This is a genomic window from Microbacterium azadirachtae, from assembly GCF_025583665.1.
Taxonomy (GTDB): domain Bacteria; phylum Actinomycetota; class Actinomycetes; order Actinomycetales; family Microbacteriaceae; genus Microbacterium; species Microbacterium azadirachtae.
In genome coordinates this window covers 3,142,082-3,161,739 of record NZ_CP099706.1, presented here as the reverse complement: position 1 = coordinate 3,161,739, position 19,658 = coordinate 3,142,082, and the positions used below count along the sequence as shown (strand labels likewise).

At 72.0% G+C, this 19,658-nt stretch carries 15 protein-coding genes; 10 read left to right on the top strand and 5 right to left on the bottom strand.

From position 1 onward, the window contains the following. The first annotated feature begins 48 nt into the window (after positions 1-48). Genes NFX31_RS14970 through NFX31_RS14945 form a run of 6 tightly spaced genes read left to right on the top strand, consistent with a single transcriptional unit; the run spans position 49 to position 8,437 of the window. Positions 49-1,341 carry an extracellular solute-binding protein gene (locus NFX31_RS14970; protein WP_262956081.1) on the top strand — a complete coding sequence of 431 codons (1,293 nt, stop codon included), beginning with the start codon at positions 49-51 and terminating at the stop codon, positions 1,339-1,341. Positions 1,342-1,350: 9 nt separating this feature from the next. Beyond that, positions 1,351-2,358: a carbohydrate ABC transporter permease gene (locus NFX31_RS14965; RefSeq protein ID WP_045250944.1), complete on the top strand. Its 1,008-nt coding sequence runs from the start codon at positions 1,351-1,353 to the stop codon at positions 2,356-2,358. Continuing rightward, the gene (locus NFX31_RS14960; protein WP_262956080.1) at positions 2,355-3,245 is read left to right on the top strand and encodes a carbohydrate ABC transporter permease; all 891 of its coding nucleotides are present in this window, start codon (positions 2,355-2,357) and stop codon (positions 3,243-3,245) included. The genes NFX31_RS14965 and NFX31_RS14960 overlap by 4 nt, the downstream gene beginning before the upstream one ends. Positions 3,246-3,247: 2 nt before the next feature. Then, a complete protein-coding gene (locus tag NFX31_RS14955; protein ID WP_420847416.1) occupies positions 3,248-5,674 on the top strand; it encodes a beta-xylosidase/alpha-l-arabinosidase in 2,427 nt (808 codons plus the stop codon). Continuing rightward, positions 5,671-7,239 (top strand): glycoside hydrolase family 43 protein, encoded by a 1,569-nt coding sequence (locus NFX31_RS14950; protein ID WP_262956079.1) that lies wholly within the window; start codon positions 5,671-5,673, stop codon positions 7,237-7,239. The genes NFX31_RS14955 and NFX31_RS14950 overlap by 4 nt, the downstream gene beginning before the upstream one ends. A 37-nt stretch (positions 7,240-7,276) precedes the next feature. Then, positions 7,277-8,437 carry an ROK family transcriptional regulator gene (locus tag NFX31_RS14945; protein WP_091479977.1) on the top strand — a complete coding sequence of 387 codons (1,161 nt, stop codon included), beginning with the start codon at positions 7,277-7,279 and terminating at the stop codon, positions 8,435-8,437. Positions 8,438-8,551: 114 nt separating this feature from the next. Here NFX31_RS14945 and arfA read toward each other — a convergent pair whose 3' ends face one another. The 5 genes from arfA to NFX31_RS14920 form a co-directional block, all read right to left on the bottom strand. Next, positions 8,552-10,087, bottom strand: a complete 1,536-nt coding sequence (arfA, locus tag NFX31_RS14940; protein WP_045250939.1) for an arabinosylfuranosidase ArfA — start codon at positions 10,085-10,087, stop codon at positions 8,552-8,554. Between the two features lie 20 nt (positions 10,088-10,107). Beyond that, positions 10,108-11,004 carry a carbohydrate ABC transporter permease gene (locus NFX31_RS14935; RefSeq protein ID WP_262956078.1) on the bottom strand — a complete coding sequence of 299 codons (897 nt, stop codon included), beginning with the start codon at positions 11,002-11,004 and terminating at the stop codon, positions 10,108-10,110. Beyond that, positions 11,001-11,951, bottom strand: coding sequence for a carbohydrate ABC transporter permease (locus NFX31_RS14930; protein ID WP_045250937.1), 951 nt, complete (start codon positions 11,949-11,951; stop codon positions 11,001-11,003). Before NFX31_RS14930 ends, NFX31_RS14935 begins: the two co-directional genes overlap by 4 nt. Then, the gene (locus NFX31_RS14925; RefSeq protein ID WP_045250936.1) at positions 11,948-13,279 is read right to left on the bottom strand and encodes an extracellular solute-binding protein; all 1,332 of its coding nucleotides are present in this window, start codon (positions 13,277-13,279) and stop codon (positions 11,948-11,950) included. The genes NFX31_RS14930 and NFX31_RS14925 overlap by 4 nt, the downstream gene beginning before the upstream one ends. A gap of 408 nt (positions 13,280-13,687) precedes the next feature. After that, positions 13,688-14,734, bottom strand: coding sequence for a LacI family DNA-binding transcriptional regulator (locus tag NFX31_RS14920; protein WP_045250935.1), 1,047 nt, complete (start codon positions 14,732-14,734; stop codon positions 13,688-13,690). Positions 14,735-14,834: 100 nt separating this feature from the next. On the opposite strand from NFX31_RS14920, the gene NFX31_RS14915 reads away from it, so the two are divergent. The 4 genes from NFX31_RS14915 (at position 14,835) to NFX31_RS14900 (ending at position 19,624) form a co-directional block, all read left to right on the top strand. Next, positions 14,835-16,088 carry an FAD-binding protein gene (locus NFX31_RS14915; RefSeq protein WP_045250934.1) on the top strand — a complete coding sequence of 418 codons (1,254 nt, stop codon included), beginning with the start codon at positions 14,835-14,837 and terminating at the stop codon, positions 16,086-16,088. Between the two features lie 47 nt (positions 16,089-16,135). After that, positions 16,136-17,179 (top strand): LacI family DNA-binding transcriptional regulator, encoded by a 1,044-nt coding sequence (locus NFX31_RS14910; RefSeq protein WP_045250933.1) that lies wholly within the window; start codon positions 16,136-16,138, stop codon positions 17,177-17,179. Positions 17,180-17,309: 130 nt separating this feature from the next. Next, entirely contained in the window at positions 17,310-18,032 is a 723-nt protein-coding gene (locus tag NFX31_RS14905; RefSeq protein ID WP_045250932.1) for an L-ribulose-5-phosphate 4-epimerase, read from the top strand. Beyond that, positions 18,029-19,624: a xylulokinase gene (locus NFX31_RS14900; protein ID WP_262956077.1), complete on the top strand. Its 1,596-nt coding sequence runs from the start codon at positions 18,029-18,031 to the stop codon at positions 19,622-19,624. The genes NFX31_RS14905 and NFX31_RS14900 overlap by 4 nt, the downstream gene beginning before the upstream one ends. Positions 19,625-19,658 lie beyond the last annotated feature (34 nt).

The following is a 19,658-nucleotide window of genomic DNA, read 5'->3' as shown; positions in this document are numbered from 1 at the left end:
CAAATTATCGACTCGGTGCTGGAACTCGACGATGAGGAGAAACACAGCATGAAGATCCGCAAGGTTCTGACCGCCGCCGTGGCGCTCGCAGCGGTAGGGGCGATCGCCCTCACCGGCTGCTCCGGAGGCTCCGGCAGCGGCGACGGCGGCGGCAAGCAGACGCTGACGGTGTGGCAGAACTCGACCACCGGCGACGGCAAGAAGTTCTGGACGGACGCGGCCGCCGCATTCCAGAAGGCCAACCCCGACGTCACCGTGAAGGTCACCTCGATCCAGAACGAGGACATGGACGGCAAGCTGCAGACCGCCGTCAACTCCGGCGACATGCCCGACGTCTTCATGGCGCGCGGCGGCAGCAAGCTCGCCGACGTCGTCGCGGCCGGCAAGGTCAAGGATCTGAGCGACAAGATCGATCCCGACGTCAAGAAGGCGATCGGAGACGCGGCGCTGAGCGCGTTCAGCGTCGACGGCAAGCTGTACGGCGTGCCCATGGCGGTGCTGCCGGGAGGCCTCTTCTACAGCAAGGATCTCTTCGCCAAGGCAGGCATCACCGAGACGCCGAAGACCATGGACGACCTCGAGGCGGCCATCGTCAAGCTCAAGGCCGCCGGCATCGCCCCGATCGCCCTCGGCGGGAAGGACGCCTGGCCGGCCGCGCACTGGTACTACTTCTTCGCGGTGCGCGCCTGCGGCAAGGACCTCATCACGAACCTCGCCACCAAGAAGGACTTCAAGGACGGCTGCTGGCTGACCGCGGCGGACAACCTGCAGAAGTTCGCGCAGGTCGAGCCGTTCAACGAGGGCTTCCTCACCACCTCGGCCCAGCAGGGCGCGAACTCCTCCGCCGGTCTGGTCGCCAACCACAAGGCGGCGATGGAGCTCATGGGCGCCTGGGATCCGGGTGTGATCGCGAGCCTGACCCCGGATCAGAAGCCGCTGGCCGACCTCGACTGGTTCCCGTTCCCCGAGGTCTCCGGGGGCAAGGGCGAGCCCGGCGCGATGATGGGCGGCGTCGACGGGTACTCCTGCTCCGACAAGTCTCCGTCGTCCTGCGAGAAGTTCCTCGACTTCGTCGCGTCGAAGGCGCAGCAGGAGAACTACGCCCACGCGTTCCAGACCATCCCGGCCAACCAGGACGCCAAGGGCGCCGTCGACAACGCCTCGCTGAAGCCCCTGATGGAGGCCTACGCCAACGCGCCCTATGTGGCGCTCTGGCTCGACACGGCGCTCGGGCAGAACGTGGGCAACGCGCTGAACACGGGCGTCGTCGAGATGCTCGCCGGCCAGGGCGACCCGAAGACGCTCATCCAGAAGATCACCGACGCTGCGGCGAGGGGCTGAGCGAGAGCGATGACCGGCACCCAGGTGATGGCCGGGGCCGTGCCTGAGAGCAGCCGCCGCACCGGGACCGGGGCCTCCCCGGCCCCGGTGCGGCGAGCACGCGCCGACTGGCGCAAGCGCGGCGAGATCGCGCTGCTCTCGGGACCCGCCCTGCTGATGTTCGTCGGATTCGTCATCCTCCCCGTGGGGATGGCGTCCGTCTACGGCTTCTTCAAGTGGAACGGTTTCGGCTGGCCGACGCAGTTCGTCGGCCTCGACAACTACGTCCACATGTGGCAGGACCACACGTTCCGCGATGCGGTCGTGCACAATTTCGCGATCGTCGTGCTCTCGCTCGTGCTGCAGGGGCCGATCGCGATCCTGTTCGCCCTGCTGCTGAACCAGAAGTTCCGCGGGCGGTCGCTGATCCGCGTGCTGATCTTCGTGCCGTACGTGATCTCCGAGGTCATCGTCGGCACGGGCTGGAACCTGATGATGCAGGACACGGGAGCGCTCAACTCGCTGCTCGGCAAGCTCGGGCTCGGCTTCCTGCAGCACTCGTGGCTCGCGGATCCGAAGCTCGCGCTGTGGACGCTGATGATCATCATCACGTGGAAGTACATCGGCTTCGCGGTCATCCTCATGCTCGCGGGGATGCAGTCCATCCCGGAGGAGCTCTTCGAGGCGGCGGCGATCGACGGCGCCGGGTTCTGGAAGATCCAGTGGAACATCACGGTGCCGCTGCTGGGGCCGACGATCCGGATCTGGGCATTCCTGTCGATCATCGGCGCCCTGCAGCTGTTCGACCTCGTCAACATCATCTGGGGTCAGTACATCTCCGCCACGGCCGGCACCTCGACGATGGCGACCTACATGTACCAGAACGGGCATCTGGCCGGCAGCTACGGCTTCGGCAACGCGGTGGCCGTGATGCTCTTCCTGATCACGCTCGTCGTCGCCCTGATCTACCAGCGCTTCGTGCTGCGGCGCGACACCGACGGCGCCCTGACCGGCGACAGCGGAAAGGCCCGACGATGACCACCGACACCCTCCGCACCACGGCCATCGTGCAGCCGCGCGGCCGCCGCGGCGAACGCCGTTCCGAGAAGGCCCCGTGGGGGAGCCCCGGGCTTTACCTGATCGCGATCGTGCTCGTGACGATCTGCATCACGCCGGTGCTCTACATCATCATCGGCGGGTTCCGCACGAACTCGCAGATCACGAAGGACCCGTCCGGCTTCCCGGCGCCCTGGCAGTTCGCCAACTACTCCGACGTGCTCGCGGGATCCGAGTTCTGGACCGCCCTGCTCAACTCGACGATCGTGGCGATCGGCACGACCCTCGGCGCGGTGCTGCTCGGCGTGATGGCGGCGTACGTGCTCGCGAGGTACGAGTTCGCCGCCAAGCCGGTGATGTACTCGCTGTTCGCCGCGGGGCTGATGTTCCCCGTCACCGTCGCGATCACGCCGCTGTACCTGCTGATCCGCAACCTCGGACTGGTGAACAGCCTGGCCGGGATCATCGTGCCCCAGATCGCGTTCGCGCTGCCCGGCACGATCATCATCCTCGTGCCGTTCCTGAAGGCGATCCCGAAGGAGCTCGAGGAGGCGGCGGCGATCGACGGGGCCTCCCGTCTCGGCTTCTTCTGGCGGATGGTGATCCCGCTCAGCCTGCCCGGCGTCGTGACGGTCGGCATCCTCGCGTTCGTCGGATCCTGGAACGGCTACATGCTGCCGCTGTTCATCCTCAACGATCCGAACCTGTTCACCCTGCCGCTGGGCGTGCAGAACTTCTCCTCGCAGTACTCGGTCGACACCGCCCGGGTGCTCGCCTACACCTCGCTGTCGATGCTGCCCGCGCTCATCTTCTTCAGCCTCTTCGAACGCCGCATCGTGGGCGGCCTGACCGGCGCGGTGAAGGGCTGAGCATGACTTCGGACACGTCCCTGGAGACCGTCGCCGCGACGGAGGAGATCCCGGCCTTCCCGATCGCCTCCCCCCGAGTGGGGGAGCTGCTCGCAGAGATGACGCTCGAGGAGAAGGCCGCGCAGCTCGTCGGATACTGGCTCGATCAGGGCGGAGAGGTCGTGGCGCCCCTGCAGCACGAGATGGCGGCCGCGGGACGCCACGACACGCTCGCCGAGATCACCCGCGAGGGCATCGGCCACTTCACGCGCGTCTACGGCACCCGGCCCGTCGAGCCTGCGCAGCGCGCCGCGTGGCTCTGGGAGGAGCAGCGCCGGCTGAAGCGCGAGACGCGACTCGGGATCCCGGCTCTCGTGCACGAGGAGTGCCTGACCGGGCTCGCCGCATGGAAGGCCGCGACCTTCCCGACGCCGCTGGCGTGGGGCGCCTCGTTCGACCCGGAGCTCGTCGCCGAGATGGGTGCGCTCATCGGGGAGTCGATGCGCACGCTCGGCATCCACCAGGGGCTCGCCCCGGTGCTCGACGTGGTGCGCGACCCCCGCTGGGGGCGCGTGGACGAGTGCATCGGCGAGGACCCCTACCTCGTGGGCACGGTGGGGACGGCGTACGTCCAGGGCCTGCAGTCCGCCGGGGTGCACGCCACGCTCAAGCACTTCCTCGGGTACTCGGGCTCCCGCGCCGGGCGCAACCACGCCCCGGTGTCGGCGGGGCCGCGCGAGGTGGCCGACGTCTTCCTGCCGCCGTTCGAGATGGCGATCCGGGACGGCGGCGTCCGCAGCGTCATGAACAGCTACGCCGAGATCGACGGTGTGCCGGTCGCGTCGGATCCGGCCCTGCTGACGGGGCTCCTCCGGCAGCGTCTGGGCTTCGACGGCGTCGTGGTGGCCGACTACTTCGCCATCGCGTTCCTGGAGGTCATGCACGCGATCGCCGCCGACCGGGGCGCGGCCGCCGAGCTCGCGCTGCGGGCCGGGATCGACGTGGAGCTGCCCTCCGGCGACGCGTATCTGGAGCCGCTGGTGGGCCGGGTGCGCAGCGGTGCGCTCGACGAGGCGTACCTCGACCGCGCCGTCATCCGGGTGCTCGCCCAGAAGGAGCAGCTCGGACTCCTCGAGCCCGGCGTCTTCGAGGACGACGCCCCGGTCGCGGTCGACCTCGACACCCCGCGGCACCGCTCCGTCGCGCGGCGGCTGGCCGCGGAATCCCTCGTGCTGCTGTCGAACGACGGCGTCCTGCCGCTGGCCGCGACAGCGGGGCGCATCGCGCTCATCGGCCCCAACGCCGACCGCACGGAGGCGCTGCAGGGCTGCTACTCGTTCGCGAACCACGTGCTCGCGCACCACCCCGATCACGAGCTGGGGATCGAGATGCCCACCGTGCGCGAGGCGCTGGCCGCCGCTCTCCCGGGGGCAGAGGTCGTGCACGTGCGCGGATCCGAGGTCGACGGCGACGACCGCGCCGGGCTCGCCGACGCCGAGCGCGCCGCCGCGGACGCCGATGTGGCGATCGTCGTCGTCGGGGACCAGGCGGGGCTCTTCGGGCGGGGGACCGTCGGCGAGGGCAACGACGTGGAGTCGCTGGATCTCCCGGGCGTCCAGCGCGAGCTCGTCGAGCGGGTCGTGGCCACCGGCACCCCCGTCGTCATGGTCGTGCTCTCCGGTCGCCCCTACGCGATCGACTGGGCGCTCGACGGCGTCCAGGACCGCCCCGGTGCGGTGCTGCAGGCCTTCTTCCCCGGGGAGGAGGGCGGCACGGCGATCGCGGACGTGCTCACCGGAGCCGTCTCGCCCTCGGGGCGGCTGCCGGTGAGCCTGCCGCGATCCGCAGGCGCGCAGCCGTACAGCTACCTGCACCCGATCCTCGGCGGCCCCTCGGACGTCACGTCGACGGATCCGACGCCGCTGCGTCCGTTCGGCTTCGGGCTCTCCTACACGACCTTCGCCTACGAGGGGTTCGCCGTCTCCGCCGAGGCCCGCACCGACGGCGTCCTCATCGCGACCGTGACGGTGGCGAACACCGGCACCGCCCGTGGCGCCGAGGTCGTGCAGCTGTACGGGCGCGACGTCGTGGCGAGCGTCACGCGTCCGGTGGCGCAGCTGCTCGGATATACGCGCGTCGAGCTCGATCCCGGGGAGCGCCGCACGCTGCGCTTCACCGTGCCCGCCGCCCGCTTCGCCTTCTCCGATCGCACGCTCACCCGGGTGGTCGAGCCGGGGGAGGTGCGCGTCTGGGCCGCGGCCCACGCCGAGGCCTCCGCCCCGGCGCCGGAGCTCGGCGGGGTGACCGGCGGGGCAATCTCGAATGAGCGCGCCCGTGCGCGCCGGACGCTTCCCGGAGCGGCCACGGCGGCGCTCCCGGTGGTGCTGACGGGCGAGGTGCACGCGGTCGGCGCCGCCGACGCCCGCCTGGTGACGGTGTCGGTCGCGTGATCGCGGCGGCGAACCCGATCCTTCCCGGGTGTCATCCGGATCCGTCGATCTGCCGGGTGGGCGAGTGGTACTACCTCGTCACCTCCACGTTCGAGTACCTGCCAGGCCTTCCGGTGCTGCGCTCCCGCGACCTGATCCGCTGGGAGACGGTCGCGCATGTGATCGATCGGCCGGGCATGCTCGACTTCGACGGGATCGGATCCTCCGGAGGGCTGTACGCGCCGACCATCCGCCATGGTCTCGGGCTGTTCTGGGTCGTGTGCACGCTCGTCGACCGGGACGACGCGTCCCGGGGCGGGAACTTCCTGGTGACGGCGAGCGACCCGGCGGGCCCCTGGAGCGACCCGGTGATGCTCGACGCCGCGGGGATCGATCCGTCGATCGCCTTCGACGACGAGGGACGCGTGTGGCTGCACGGCACCCGACTGGCGACCGCCCCGGAATGGCACGATCAGACCGAGGTCTGGGTGCGCGAGTACGCCCCCGCCGAGCGCCGCCTCGTGGGTGCGGAGCACGTGATCTGGCGGGGCGCGGTGCGCGGTGCCGTGTGGGCCGAAGGGCCGCATCTGTACCGCGTCGACGGGCGCTGGCTGCTGATCGCGGCCGAGGGCGGCACCGAGTTCCACCACGCGGTCAGTGCGGCGCGTGCGGACGACATCGCCGGACCCTATGCCGGCGACCGGGCGAACCCGGTGTTCACGCATCGGCAACTGGGACGGACCAGCCCGGTGATCGGCGCCGGACACGCGGATCTCGTGCAGGCGGCGGACGGATCCTGGTTCGCCGTGATGCTCGCGATGCGCGCCGACGACGGACGGCACTACCCGCTCGGCCGGGAGACCTTCCTCTGCCCTGTCGTGTGGGAGGACGGCTGGCCGGTCTTCGCCCCCGGAGAGGGGCGGCTGCCGAGCGCGGTCGCGATCCCCTGGGCGACCGACGCGCCGCGTGCCGGCTCATGGCAGCCGGACGACCGCGTCGCCGGCGTCGTCGCCCCCGCCGACCCCCGGTGGACGGCGCTGCGCGCCCTGCCGGCCGAGGTCGCGATCGCGGAGGGCGACGTCTGGCGGCTTCCGGTGCGCGCCGCGTCGCTGCACGATCCGTCGGCGCCCGCGTTCCTGGGCGTGAGGCAGCAGCACGCCGACGTCGACGTGCGCTGCACACTGGACGTGCGCCGGCTCGCCGAGGGCGAGAGCGCGGGGGTCGTGCTGCGGCAGTCCGAGCGGGACCACGTCGCGGTCGCCGTCACCCGCACCCCGGACGGGCTCCGGCTCACGTCCGAGCGCTGCCTCGGCGGCGAGGTGCTGCGGCGCGATCACGGGGCGCCGGCGGAGGCGCCGGAGGTGGAGCTCGTCGTCAGCGGGCGCGGATACGACTACGCGTTCCGGCATGCAGGGCGGGACCTGGAGTCGGCGGACGGGCGCGACCTGGACGCCTCGGCCACCGGTGGCTTCCTCGGGCTCTGGATCGGGGCGTACGCCACGAGCGCGGGCGCCGAACCGAGCGGCGAAGTGCGCATCACGCGTTTCGCATACGCGCCTGCGCAGGCGGACCACGGCGATCGGTAGCCTGGAGTCCCACCGCGTGCAGGAAGCGAGACGCCGGATGAACGAACGCGCGACGACCGTCGAGGGGGTGCGGCGCACCAACCTCGCCGAGGTCCTCCGCCTCGTGCACCACTCCGGCCCGCGGTCCCGCGCCGTCATCACGGCGGAGACGGGCCTGAACCGCTCCACCGTCTCGGACCTGGTCGGGCGACTGGTCGAGGCCGGGCTGGTGGAGGAACACGAGCCGGATCCCACGCGCCGCGTGGGCCGCCCCTCGCCGATGGTCGCAGCCAGCCCCGGCGTGGTCGCCATCGGCGTCAACCCCGAGATCGACGCCGTCGAGCTCGGGGCCGTCGCGCTGGGCGGCGCGGTGCGCGAGCGGGTGCGGATCCCCGTCGAGCAGCCCGGCGTCGCCGACGTCGTCGAGATCGTCGCCCGCGTCGTGGACGGCTGGCGCGACGGCGCGCTGCACGGCGTGCGCATCGAGGGCGTCGGTCTTGCGGTGCCCGGCCTGGTGCGGGCTTCGGACGGCCTCGTCCGGTTCGCCCCGCACCTGGACTGGCGCGACGCCGACATCGCCGGCCCGCTCGCGGCGGCCCTCGGCGTCGACGTCGTGGTGGGCAACGACGCGTCTCTCGGCGCGCGGGCCGAGCGGCTCTTCGGTGCAGCCAGGGAGCATGAGGATGTCGTCTACCTCAACGGCGGTGCGAGCGGCATCGGCGGCGGGCTCATCCTGCACGGGCGGCTCATCGGCGGCGTCGGCGGCTATGCGGGCGAGTGGGGGCAGACGGCGGCCAGCGTGGCCGACGTCGCAGACCGCCGCGTCGACGGCGGGGTGCTGGAGGACGAGGTCAACCGGGCGCGCCTGGTGCAGGCCGCGGGGCTCACGGCACCCGACGACGCGGAGTTGCGCGCGGCGCTGACCGCGTCGACCGACCGCGCCGCGATGGACGAGACCGCGCGGCAGCGCCGGATCCTCGCGGCGACCCTGGGCAACGCCGTCAACGTGCTCAACCCGGCGATGATCGTGCTGGGCGGCTTCCTGGCGATCCTGCGGGATCTGGATCCGGACGCCTTCGACGAGGACGTGCGCCGGCGTGCGCTCGCCGCGTCGGCCGAGGGGCTGGCGATCTCCGCGGCCGCGCTCGGCGCCGACCGGCTGCTGATCGGCGCCGCCGACGCCGCCTTCGCGCGCCTGCTGGCCGACCCCCTGGGCTGAGTCCCTCCTCGGGGTGTCGAGCGACGCCGCCGGAGGCGACCGAGACGAGACGCGGTGCCCTCGCAGGAGCACCGCGTCTCGTCTCGCCTCCGGGGCGCTCGACGACCCAGAGGGTCAGCCGCGGGCGACCTCGAACTCCACCGCCGACCACGACAGGGCCGGCAGCGTGAGGCGGACCGCGCCGTCGTCGATCGCGACGCCGTCGAGCGGCCGCAGCCCGACCGCATCCGGCGCGTGCTCGACGTTCGCCGTGAGGCGGTCTCCGTCGTCGGGCACCGTGAGCACCTCGGCCGAGCGCACCGCGGTCGCCCGCAGGCCGTGCAGGTCGAGGTCGACCGTGGCCTCCGACGCGAGCGAGCGGTTCGCGACGAACAGCGCGAGCCGTCCCGACGACTCGTCCCACGTCGCCACGGCGTCGACCTCGTCCACATCGCCGAACCGGGCCGTCTCGCCCTTGGTCGACGAGATCGCGAGCCGCAGGATCCGGCCCTTCGCCATCCGCGCCATCCGCGCGAACGGCCAGAAGATGGTCTGCCGCCAGGCGGGGCCGCCCTCCTCGGAGCGGATGGGGGCGATCACGTTGACGAGCTGCGCCTGGTTGGCGATCTTCACGCGGTCGCCGTGGCGCAGCAGGCTGTGCAGGAAGGTGCCGACGACGACCGCGTCGGTCACGGTGTAGGTGTCCTCGATGAGCCGCGGGTGCTCGCGCCAGCCGGCCGCAGCCACCTCGCCCTCCTCGACGTCGTTGAACCGGTCGAAGTCCCAGACGTTCCACTCGTCGAACGAGATGTTCACCTGCTTGCTGTGCTTGCCGGCGGCCTTGACGGCGTCGATCGTCGAGATGACGCCGTCGATGAACGTGTCCATCTCCACGCCCTCGGCGAGGAACGAGGCCGCGTCGCCGTCCTGCTCGCGGTAGTACGCGTGCATGGAGATGTAGTCGACCTCCTCGTACGCGTGCGTGAGCACGGTGTGCTCCCAGGTGCCGAAGGTGGGCATCTGCCGGTTCGACGATCCGACCGCGACGAGCTCGATCTCAGGGTCCACGAGCTTCATCGCCTTGGCCGTCTCCTGGGCGAGGCGTCCGTACTCGTGCGCGGTCTTGTGCCCGATCTGCCAGGGGCCGTCCAGCTCGTTGCCGAGGCACCACAGCTTGATCCCGAACGGATCCTCCGCGCCGTTGCGGCGGCGCAGGTCCGACCAGTACGTGCCGCCGGGGTGGTTGGCGTACTCGACGAGCGCCCTGGCCTCCTCGACGCCGCGGGTGCCGAGGTTGATGGCCTCCATGACCTCGACCTCGGCCTCGCGCGACCAGTCCATGAACTCGTGCAGGCCGAACGCGTTCGTCTCGATCGTGTGCCAGGCGCCGTCCATGCGCACCGGGCGATCGGCGACGGGGCCGACCCCGTCCTCCCAGCGGTACCCGGAGACGAAGTTGCCGCCGGGGTAGCGCACGACCGTCGGGCCGAGCTCGCGCACGAGCTCGAGCACGTCGGTGCGGAATCCGCGGGCGTCCGCCGCCGGGTGGCCGGGCTCGTAGATGCCGGTGTAGACGCAGCGGCCCATGTGCTCGACGAACTGGCCGAACAGGCGGCGCGGCACCTCGGCGATCGTGAAGTCGCGGTCGACGGTGATGCGGGCGTGGGTCATGAGGATCCTTTCGGGTCGGGTCACTGACCGCCGAAGCCGCTGGTGGCGACTCCCTTGACGATCTGCTTCTGGAAGATGAGGAAGACGACGATGAGGGGGAGGGCGGCGAGCACGGCCTGTGCCATGACCTGCGCGTACTGCACCCCGTAGGCGCTGATGACGGTCTGCAGGCCGACCGGCAGGGTCATCAGCCCGGTGTCGTTGATCACGAGGAACGGCCAGAGGAAGTTGTTCCACGCGCCGATGAACACGAAGATCGCGACGGAGGCGAGGATCGGGCGGCTCAGCGGGAGCACGATCGACCAGAACACCCGGAACCTGCTCGCGCCGTCGACGCGTGCGGCGTCCTCGAGCTCGATCGGGATCGCGTCGAAGAACCGCTTCAGGATGAACACCATCGCCGGAGCCACGACCTGCGGCAGGATCAGGCCCCAGTGCGTGTCGACCAGGTTGAAGGCCAGCATCTCGTAGAACAGCGGGATGATCAGCACCTGCGGCGGTACGACGATGGCGGCCACGATGACGACGAACAGCCACTTGCGTCCGCGGAAGTCGAGCCGCGAGAAGGCGTACGCCGCGAGGGCCGAGATCGTCACCGTGAGCACGGTGACGGCGGTCGCGGTCCACAGGCTGTTCCAGGCCCAGAGGTAGACGTTGCCCTGCCCGAGGATCGCGGAGAACGCCTGGACGGTCGGACCGCTCGCCCCGATCCAGCCGGGGTCGCCGGAGGCGGCGTCGGTCTCGGTCTTGAACGCCGTGGCCACCGCCCACAGGAACGGCAGCAGCCAGCCGATCGCGAGGACCAGCAGCACCGCGAACGCGACGACGGTCAGGACGGTGAACCGGCGGCCGATCGGCCGGCGGGTGCGGGCGCGCGCGGCGCCGGGAGCGACGAGGGTGCGGGTCGCGGTGGTCATCGGACGTCCTTCCGCCGACGGGTGATCAGCGCCTGCGCGACGCCGAGGATGATGATGATCGCGAAGAACACGTAGGAGATCGCCGCCGAGTAGCCGAAGCGGTAGCCGACGAAGCCGGTCTCGTAGATGTACTGCACGATCGAGCGCGTGGTGTCGCTGGAGAGGCCGCCGAGCATCTGGTACGCCTGGTCGAACAGCTTGAGCGACGCCAGGATCTGCAGGAGGCCGATGAGGGTGGTCGCAGGTCCCAGCTGGGGGAGCGTGATCGACCAGAACTGCCGCCAGCCGCCGGCGCCGTCGAGCGCCGCCGCCTCGTACTGCTGCTGCGGGATGTTCTGCAGGGCCGCGAGGTAGAGCAGGAAGTTGAAGCCGATCGTCCACCACACGGTCGCGATGACGATCGCGAGCATGTTCACGGCCGGATCCTGCAGCCAGGCGATGGGCTCGAGGCCGAACGCCTTCAGCACGTTGTTCGCCGCGCCGATCTGGGGATTGAAGATCCAGATCCAGATCTGCGAGATCACCGTGGAGGCGAGCAGGTACGGCATGAAGAACGAGAGCCGCCAGAGCCACTGGCCCGGCAGTCCGCGGTCGACGAGCACCGCCATGAGGAGGGCGATGACGACAAGGGGGATGGTGGACAGCACCGTGAACCACACGGTGTTGCCGAAGGCGCCCCACATGACCGGGTCGCCGAGGGCCTCGACGTAGTTCGCGACGCCGACGAAGCCTCCGCCGGATCCGGTGAGCGACTGGTCGGTGAAGCTCAGGTAGAGCCCGTGCAGGATCGGCCAGGCGAGGAACAGCGCGAACGCGACGAGGAACGGGGCCAGGAACACCCAGCCGATCAGCTGCTCCCCGCCGCGGGATCCGCCGGCGTGCCGGCGTGCGGCGCGGGTCGCGGCCCGGCCGGTGACGATGGTCGTGGTGGTGGCCGTCGCGGTCATCTCCGTGCTCCTTCCGGGTCGGCCGGATTGGGTTGGGCGAGGAAGCGCGTGACCGCCTCCTCGAAGCGGGCGATGGCGTCGGCGGGGCTGCCCCCGCCGAGCAGGGCGGGCTGCGCCGCAGCGCCGAACTGCCCCTGGAAGTTGGAGCCGGAGCCGGTGAACCACGCGGGCGGGTCGTAGCGCACGTACCCGGCTGCCTCGGCATAGTGCGCCTGGGGCAGCAGGTCGGCGTACTCGGGGGACTCCGTGACGGGGAGGTAGGCGGGGATGTGCCCCGCCTCCGCCCAGCCGAAGGAGCCCTTGAGCATGTCGGCCACGAACCGGTAGACGAGATCGCGGCTCGCCGGGTCGGGATGCGACTGGTGCGGCAGGACGAAGGAGTGCGAGTCGGCGTAGGCGGTGCGCGTGCCGAACAGCGGCGGGATCATCGCGATGTCGAAGGGGATCTTGGCCGCCTGCATGGTGCGCAGCTCCCAGACGCCGCTGAGGAACATGCCGCTCTTGCCGGTGGCGAACTCGGCGACCGCGGTGCCGTAGTCGGCCTGCTTCGCCGCCCGTTTCCCGTCGAGCAGCTTCTGCATGAACTCGAGCGAGGCGACGGCCGCGTCCTTGTCGATCACGGCGGATCCGCCCTGCGGCATCTCCATCTCGATGCCGTGCTGGGTGTAGAGCGTGTAGAAGAGCCGCCACATCTGAGAGCCGTCGCCGAGATAGCCGTAGGAGAGGCCGTGCCCGCCGGTGACCCCGGCGATCGCGTCGACCATGGCGAGGAACTCGTCCGGGCTCTTCGCCTCCTTCAGTCGCCCGTCGGCGCCGAGCACACCCGCCTTGCGGCAGACATCGGTGTTGTACATGAGCACGAAGGGGTGCGCGTCGAGCGCGATGCTGAGGCGCTTGCCGTCGACCTCCCCCTTCTTCCAGATCGGATCCGGGAAGGTCGACGCATCCACGCCGAGGTCTGCGAGTCGTCCGGTGTCCCAGGCGTCCAGGAGGCCGCCGGGAGCCCAGCCCAGCACGCGGGTGGCGTGCATGATCGCGACGTCGGGGGCACGCCCGCCGGCCGCGGCCATCGCGAGTTTCGTGTAGTAGGGCGTGCCCCAGGCGAGCACGGTCGGACGGATCCGGTAGTCGGCCTGGGCGGTGTTCACGGCGTCGAGCAGGCCCGACATCGTGACGCCGTCGCCGCCGGAGAGGAGGTGCCAGAACTGCAGCGTGCGCGTGCCGGCGGCGCTGGCGGACGGGGCGCAGCCGGCGAGCAGGGCCGTGCCGGCGGCGAGACCCGCGGCGCCGAGGAACTGCCGCCGGTTCAGATCGAGAGGTGGTGTCATCGTCACTCCTTCGTGGACGATCGGGGAACTCCGACATCATTACATCGATGAAATATGCCGCGCAAGAGGTAACTGAGACCGGTCACGGATCCGCGTGACAGGACGGGGTTCGTCTCGCTGCGGGGGGCTGCGCACTGTGCCCGGGTGGCGCGTTCGCGCGTCCGGGAGATGGATGACGTCGCCGGGGCGCCGGTCCGCGGTGTGTTCTCCCTCTTCGGGACGTGGCGCGCGTGGCGGCGAGATGGAAAACGCTGCCCGGAGCTCCGGTGGGGGCGCGTTTTCCATCTTGGAAGACCGGGGTCTCGCTGCGGCGGCGGCACAGCGTGCCCGGGTGGGGCGTTCGCGCGCTGCAGCGGCGGCCGCGCATCGTGCCGCACGCGGCGCTCGCGCGCCCATCGCGCCGAGCCGTCAGCGCGCGGGCGTCCAGCCTCGGGGGGCGGCGGCGGTGCTGTCGCGCACGATGAGCCGGTGCGGCACCGTGATCGTGCGCGGGGTGCCGGTCGGATCGGCGATCCGCTCCGCGAGCAGGTCGACCGCGGCGGCGGCGAAGGCGGCCCGGTCGATCTGCACCGTGGACAGGGCGGGATCGGTGAAGCGGGCGAGCTCCACGTCGTCGAAGCCGGTGACGAGCACGTCCTCCGGCACCCTGATGCCGCGCTCGTGCAGCACGTGCAGGGCACCGGCGGCGAGGGAGTCGGTGAAGGCGAGGACGGCGTCGAAGGGCACGCCGCGGGTGAGCAGCTCGGTCATCGCGGCCGCGCCCCCGCTCATCGTCCAGTCGGCGTGGTTCGCGGTCAGGCGCGGATCCGCGGGCAGGCCGGCCTCGGCGAGTGCCTGGCGCACCCCCTGCAGGCGGAGCCGGCTGGTGGCGGTCGCGATCGCGTGCTGGTCGTCGCCGCCGACGACGGCGATCCGGCGGGCGCCGCGGGCGATCACGTGCCGGGTCAGCTCGGCCGCCCCGGCGACGCTGTCGATCCCGACATGATCGGCGAGCTGGTGCTCGACTTCGCCGATGAGCACCACCGGCAGCTGGCGGTCGGCGTCGGTGAGCGCGCTGTCCTCGAGCCGGATCGGATTCAGGATCAGCCCGTCGACGAGGTGCGCGCGGGCGCGCGAGAGCAGTTCGCGCTCGCGGCGCGGCTCGGATCCGGTCTGCTCGACCTGCACCGCGAGCCCCCGGGAGCGGGCCGCCTGCACGATGTGGTCGAGCAGCTCCGCGGAGAACGACGTGGCCAGGTAGGGGAGGGCGAGCGCGATGACCCCGGAGCGGCCGTTGCGCAGGCTCCGGGCACTGAGGTTGGGCACGAAGTCGAGCTTGCGCATCGCCTCTTCGACGCGTTCGCGGGTGTCGTCCCGCACGAACACGGACCCCGTGACGACGTTCGACACGGTCTTCGCCGACACCCCGGCCAGCGACGCGACGTCGCGCATCGTCGCGCGCGTGCTTCCGGCCATGCGATCAGCCTATGCCCGGGACGTCGGCTCGGGCGCCGACGCCGTTCTATCGATGTAACAGCCGCGGCGGGTGGCACTGTCGCGCCTCTATGATGTGGCGATGAGCATCGGGACGAACTGGGCCGGCAACGTGTCGTACAGCGCGCGGGCGGTCGCCCGCCCGCGCAGCCGCGACGAGCTGGTGAGCGCGCTTGCGACACCGGGCCCCCTGCGTCCGCTCGGATCCCGGCACAGCTTCAGCGCCATCGCCGACACCGACGGCACCCTCATCGACCTCGCGGAGATGCCCGTCGTGATCGATCAGGTCTCTCCCGGCGCGGTGCGCGTCTCGGCGGGCCTCCGGTACGGCGAGCTCGGGGCGGAGCTGCAGCGGCGCGGTCTGGCCCTCGCGAACCTCGCGTCGCTGCCCCACATCTCCGTCGCGGGGGCGGTGTCGACGGGCACGCACGGATCCGGCGACGCCATCGGATCCCTCGCCACGGCCGTGCGGGCGATCACGCTCGCGGGGCCCGAGGGGGAGCGCGTCCTGCGGCGCGGCGACCCGGATTTCCCCGGAGCGATCGTCTCCCTCGGAGCGCTCGGCGTGATCGTGGAGCTCGAGCTCGACGTCGAACCCGCCTACGACGTGGCGCAGACCGTGCACGAGGGTCCTGCGTGGGACGCGGTGCTCGCCGAGTTCGATCGGGTCACTGCGCTCGGCACCAGCGTCAGCATCTTCAGCCGATGGACGGACCGCGACCGTGCCGACCAGCTGTGGGTGAAGAACCGCGTGGGCGAGCCGGGTCCCGACCGGGATCTGCTCGCGCGGCTCGGCGCCACGGCGGCGACGGTGCCGAGGCATCCGATCCTCGGCGTCTCGGCGGAGGCGTGCACGCCCCAGCTCGGCGAGGCCGGCCCGTGGCACGAGCGGCTGCCGCACTTCCGGCTCGCGTTCACGCCGTCGGCGGGGGAGGAGCTGCAGAGCGAGTACCTCGTGCCGCGGCGCGACGCGGTGCGCGCGATCGAGGCGGTCCGCGCCCTCGCCGACCGGATCGCCCCGCTGCTGCTCGTGAACGAGATCCGCACGGTCGCGGCCGACGACCTCTGGCTGAGCTCGTCCTACGGGGAGCCGGCCGTCGGCGTGCACTTCACGTGGCGTCGGGATCAGCCGGCCGTCGAGGCGCTGCTCCCGGTGATCGAGGAGGCCCTGCCGGACACGGCACGCCCGCACTGGGGCAAGCTCGCGACGCTCGCTCCCGCGGAGATCCGCCGGCGCACGCCGCGCTGGGGCGACTTCGTCACGCTCGCGGACCGCATGGATCCGTCCGGGCGCTTCCGCAACGCCTCCCTCGAGCGGCTCGGCCTGGCCCGCTGACCCGGCCTGCCGGAGTGCAGGGGCCCGCGCCCCGTACACTCGCAGGCGTGAGTGACTCGAAGCCGCAGCGCGCCGTCGGGGTGCGGGACGTGGCCGCGCTCGCGGGTGTCTCCCGGCAGACCGTGTCGCGCGTGCTCAACGACCATCCGGATGTCGCGCCCGATACGCACGCCCGAGTGGTGGCGGCGATGGAGGAGCTCGGCTATCGCATGAACAACGCCGCCAGGGCGCTGGGCACGCACCGCACCCGCACGATCGGGGTGCTCGCCTCGGATGCGCTGCAGTACGGCCCTTCGCGCAGCATGGCGGCGATCGAGGCCTCGGCGCGCGAGGCCGGCTACTGGCTCACGGCGGCCTTCGCCGACTCCGGCGACGGCGCCTCGGTGACCGCGGCGATCGAGCACCTGCGGGGTCAGGCCGTGGACGGCCTCATCGTGTTCGCCCCGCACGCCCGCACGCTCGACGTGCTCGACGCTCTCGGCACCGGGATCCCGACCGTGATCCTGCACGCGGCGGAGCGCGCGGACTTCTCGGTCGACCAGCGGGCCGGCGCCCGCCTCGCCGTGGCGACGCTCGCCGACGCCGGGCACGAGCGGATCGCGCATCTCGCCGGCCCTCGCGACTGGCTCGAGGCGGAGGCGCGCACCGCGGGCTTCGCCGAGGAGCTCGCCGCGCGGGGGCTGCCGCAGGGGCCGGTGTTCGCCGGCGACTGGAGCCCGCGCTCGGGTCACGAGGCCGCCGCGGACGTGATCGCGTCGGGCGCGACGGCGGTGTTCGCCGCCAACGACCAGATGGCGCTCGGTCTCCTCGGGGGCCTGCGCGCGGCGGGGATCTCGGTGCCGCAGCGGATCAGCATCGTCGGCTTCGACGACGTGCCGGAGGCGGCGTACGCCTGGCCGCCGCTGACCACCGTGCGCCAGGACTTCGAGGAGCTCGCACGACGCGCCGTGGCGCGCGTCATCGCCCGCAGCGGATCCGGTGCCGGCGGTCGGACTGGTGCGGACGCCGCGGCGGATGCCGATCGGCACGCGGCCGATCCGATCGCGCCGGTGCTGGTGATCCGCGACTCGGTGGTCGCACCCTCCGCCTGAGCGGCTGAGCGGCTGAGCGCCTGAGCGCCGCGGCGTCGAGGTCTTGACGACCCGGTGCCCGGGTGTCACACTTGTCCGTGACCGGTCACAGTCGCCCAGGAGCATCTCGGGCGCCACCGAGAGGATCCGCATGACCCGTTCCGCCCCCGAGATCGAGCAGGCGATCGACGCCGTCCGCGCCGACGTCGCCCGGCTGCACGCCGAGCTCGTGCGCTACGGTCTCGTGGTCTGGACCGGCGGCAACGTGTCGGGCCGGGTCCGCCTCTCCGACGACGGCAGCGGCGACCTCTTCGTCATCAAGCCCTCCGGCGTGAGCTACGACGACCTGGCGCCCGAGAACATGATCCTCTGCGATCTCGACGGCGCGGTGGTGCCGGGCACCGCCGGCAGCGACCGCGCCCCGTCCAGCGACACCGCCGCCCACGCGTACGTCTACCGGCACATGCCCGAGGTCGGCGGGGTGGTGCACACGCATTCCACGTACGCCGTGGCCTGGGCGGCGCGCGGTGAGGAGATCCCCTGCGTCATCACCGCCATGGCGGACGAGTTCGGCGGTCCGATCCCCGTCGGGCCGTTCGCGATCATCGGCGACGACTCGATCGGCCGGGGGATCGTCGAGACTCTGCGTGGGCACCGCAGCCGTGCGGTGCTCATGCAGAACCACGGACCGTTCACGATCGGCGTGAATGCGGCGGACGCGGTCAAGGCCGCCGTCATGGTCGAGGACGTGGCGCGCACCGTGCACCACGCGCGAGAGGCCGGGCCGCTCATCCCGCTCCCGCAGGAGGCGATCGACCGCCTCTTCGACCGCTACCAGAACGTGTACGGCCAGAGCGCGGACGCCCGCCGATGAGCGCGCGCGACGACATCCTCTCCGGCCGGACGAGCCTGGGGATCGAGCTCGGATCCACCCGCATCAAGGCGTGCCTGATCGGATCCGATCCGTCCGTCGTGCTCGCCTCCGGGTCCGCCGCCTGGGAGAACCGGCTCGAAGACGGCCTGTGGACCTACGGCCTGGACGAGGTCTGGGCCGGCCTCCAGGCGGCCTATGCCGCGCTGGTCGCGGACGTGCACGACCGGTACGGCGTGCGGCCGACGACGTTCGGAGCCCTCGGGATCTCGGCCATGATGCACGGATACCTGGCGTTCGACGCCGCGGGCGAACTGCTGGTGCCCTTCCGCACCTGGCGCAACACCAACACCGCCGTCGCGGCCGCCGAGCTCACCGAGCTGCTCGGGGTGAACATCCCGCTGCGCTGGTCGATCGCGCATCTGCACCAGGCGGTCGTCGACGGGGAGGTCCACCTGCCGCGCATCGCGAGCGTGAACACCCTCGCCGGATACGTGCACGAGCGGCTCACGGGGCGGCGGGTCCTGGGTGTCGGCGACGCCTCGGGGATGTTCCCGATCGACGCCGCGACGGGAGCCTACGACGCCGCCAAGGCGCGCGCGTACGACGCCCTCGCCGCCGGGCGGCTGCCCGCGCCCCTGACGGACCTGCTTCCGGCGGTGCTGCCCGCGGGCGCGGACGCGGGGGCGCTCACCGCCGACGGGGCGCTGCTGCTGGACCCCTCCGGAACGCTCGCGCCCGGCATCCCGCTGTGCCCGCCCGAGGGCGACGCCGGCACCGGGATGGTCGCCACCAACGCCGTCGCCCCGCGCACGGGGAACGTGAGCGCCGGCACGAGCATCTTCGCGATGGTCGTGCTCGAGCGTCCGCTCGACGGCGTGCACCAGGAGATCGACCTCGTCACGACGCCGGCGGGCGACGCGGTCGCGATGGTGCACTGCAACAACGGCGCGAGCGAGCTCGCCGCCTGGGCGGGGCTGTTCACGCGGTTCGCCGCCGCGGCCGGGGCGCCGGTGAGCGACGACACCGCCTTCGAGGCGCTCTTCCGCGAGGCGCTCGACGGCGACGCCGACGCCGGGGGAGTGCTCGCCTACAACCACCTCGCGGGGGAGCCGATCGCGGGGCTGACGGAGGGGCGGCCCCTGCTGGTGCGCACCCCCGGCAGCGCCTTCACCCTGGCGAACGTCATGCGCGCGCAGCTCTACGGCGTATTCGGGACGCTCGCACTGGGCATGCAGACCCTCGCCGCCGAGGGCGTGCGGCTCGACCGCATGTTCGCCCACGGGGGCATGTTCCGCACGGCCGGCGTCGCGCAGCGCTTCCTCGCTGCGGCGCTGGGCGCCCCCGTCGCGATCGGCGAGGCGGCCTCCGAGGGCGGGGCGTGGGGGATCGCCGTGCTCGCGTCCTATCTCGCGCACGCCGGGGAGCTCGACCTCGGTGCATACCTCGACCGGCGGGTGTTCGCCTCGGCCGCGCTCGTCGTCGCGGACCCGGATCCCGCCGACGCCGCCGGCTTCGCCGCCTACCTCGACCGCTACCGTGCGGGACTCGCCATCGAGGCCGCCGCGGTGGCCTCCCTTCCCTCCGGTCGTTGAGCGACGCGTCGCCCCGCTGCGCTCCTCGCTCGAC

Excerpts from the sequence above, each read along its gene's own strand:
- NFX31_RS14970 (WP_262956081.1), top strand. The coding sequence starts at position 49 with ATGAAGATCCGCAAGGTTCTGACCGCCGCCGTGGCGCTCGCAGCGGTA.
- NFX31_RS14965 (WP_045250944.1), top strand. The coding sequence starts at position 1,351 with ATGACCGGCACCCAGGTGATGGCCGGGGCCGTGCCTGAGAGCAGCCGC.
- NFX31_RS14960 (WP_262956080.1), top strand. The coding sequence starts at position 2,355 with ATGACCACCGACACCCTCCGCACCACGGCCATCGTGCAGCCGCGCGGC.
- NFX31_RS14955 (WP_420847416.1), top strand. The coding sequence starts at position 3,248 with ATGACTTCGGACACGTCCCTGGAGACCGTCGCCGCGACGGAGGAGATC.
- NFX31_RS14945 (WP_091479977.1), top strand. The coding sequence starts at position 7,277 with ATGAACGAACGCGCGACGACCGTCGAGGGGGTGCGGCGCACCAACCTC.
- arfA (WP_045250939.1), bottom strand. The coding sequence starts at position 10,087 with ATGACCCACGCCCGCATCACCGTCGACCGCGACTTCACGATCGCCGAG.
- NFX31_RS14935 (WP_262956078.1), bottom strand. The coding sequence starts at position 11,004 with ATGACCACCGCGACCCGCACCCTCGTCGCTCCCGGCGCCGCGCGCGCC.
- NFX31_RS14930 (WP_045250937.1), bottom strand. The coding sequence starts at position 11,951 with ATGACCGCGACGGCCACCACCACGACCATCGTCACCGGCCGGGCCGCG.
- NFX31_RS14925 (WP_045250936.1), bottom strand. The coding sequence starts at position 13,279 with ATGACACCACCTCTCGATCTGAACCGGCGGCAGTTCCTCGGCGCCGCG.
- NFX31_RS14920 (WP_045250935.1), bottom strand. The coding sequence starts at position 14,734 with ATGGCCGGAAGCACGCGCGCGACGATGCGCGACGTCGCGTCGCTGGCC.
- NFX31_RS14915 (WP_045250934.1), top strand. The coding sequence starts at position 14,835 with ATGAGCATCGGGACGAACTGGGCCGGCAACGTGTCGTACAGCGCGCGG.
- NFX31_RS14905 (WP_045250932.1), top strand. The coding sequence starts at position 17,310 with ATGACCCGTTCCGCCCCCGAGATCGAGCAGGCGATCGACGCCGTCCGC.
- NFX31_RS14900 (WP_262956077.1), top strand. The coding sequence starts at position 18,029 with ATGAGCGCGCGCGACGACATCCTCTCCGGCCGGACGAGCCTGGGGATC.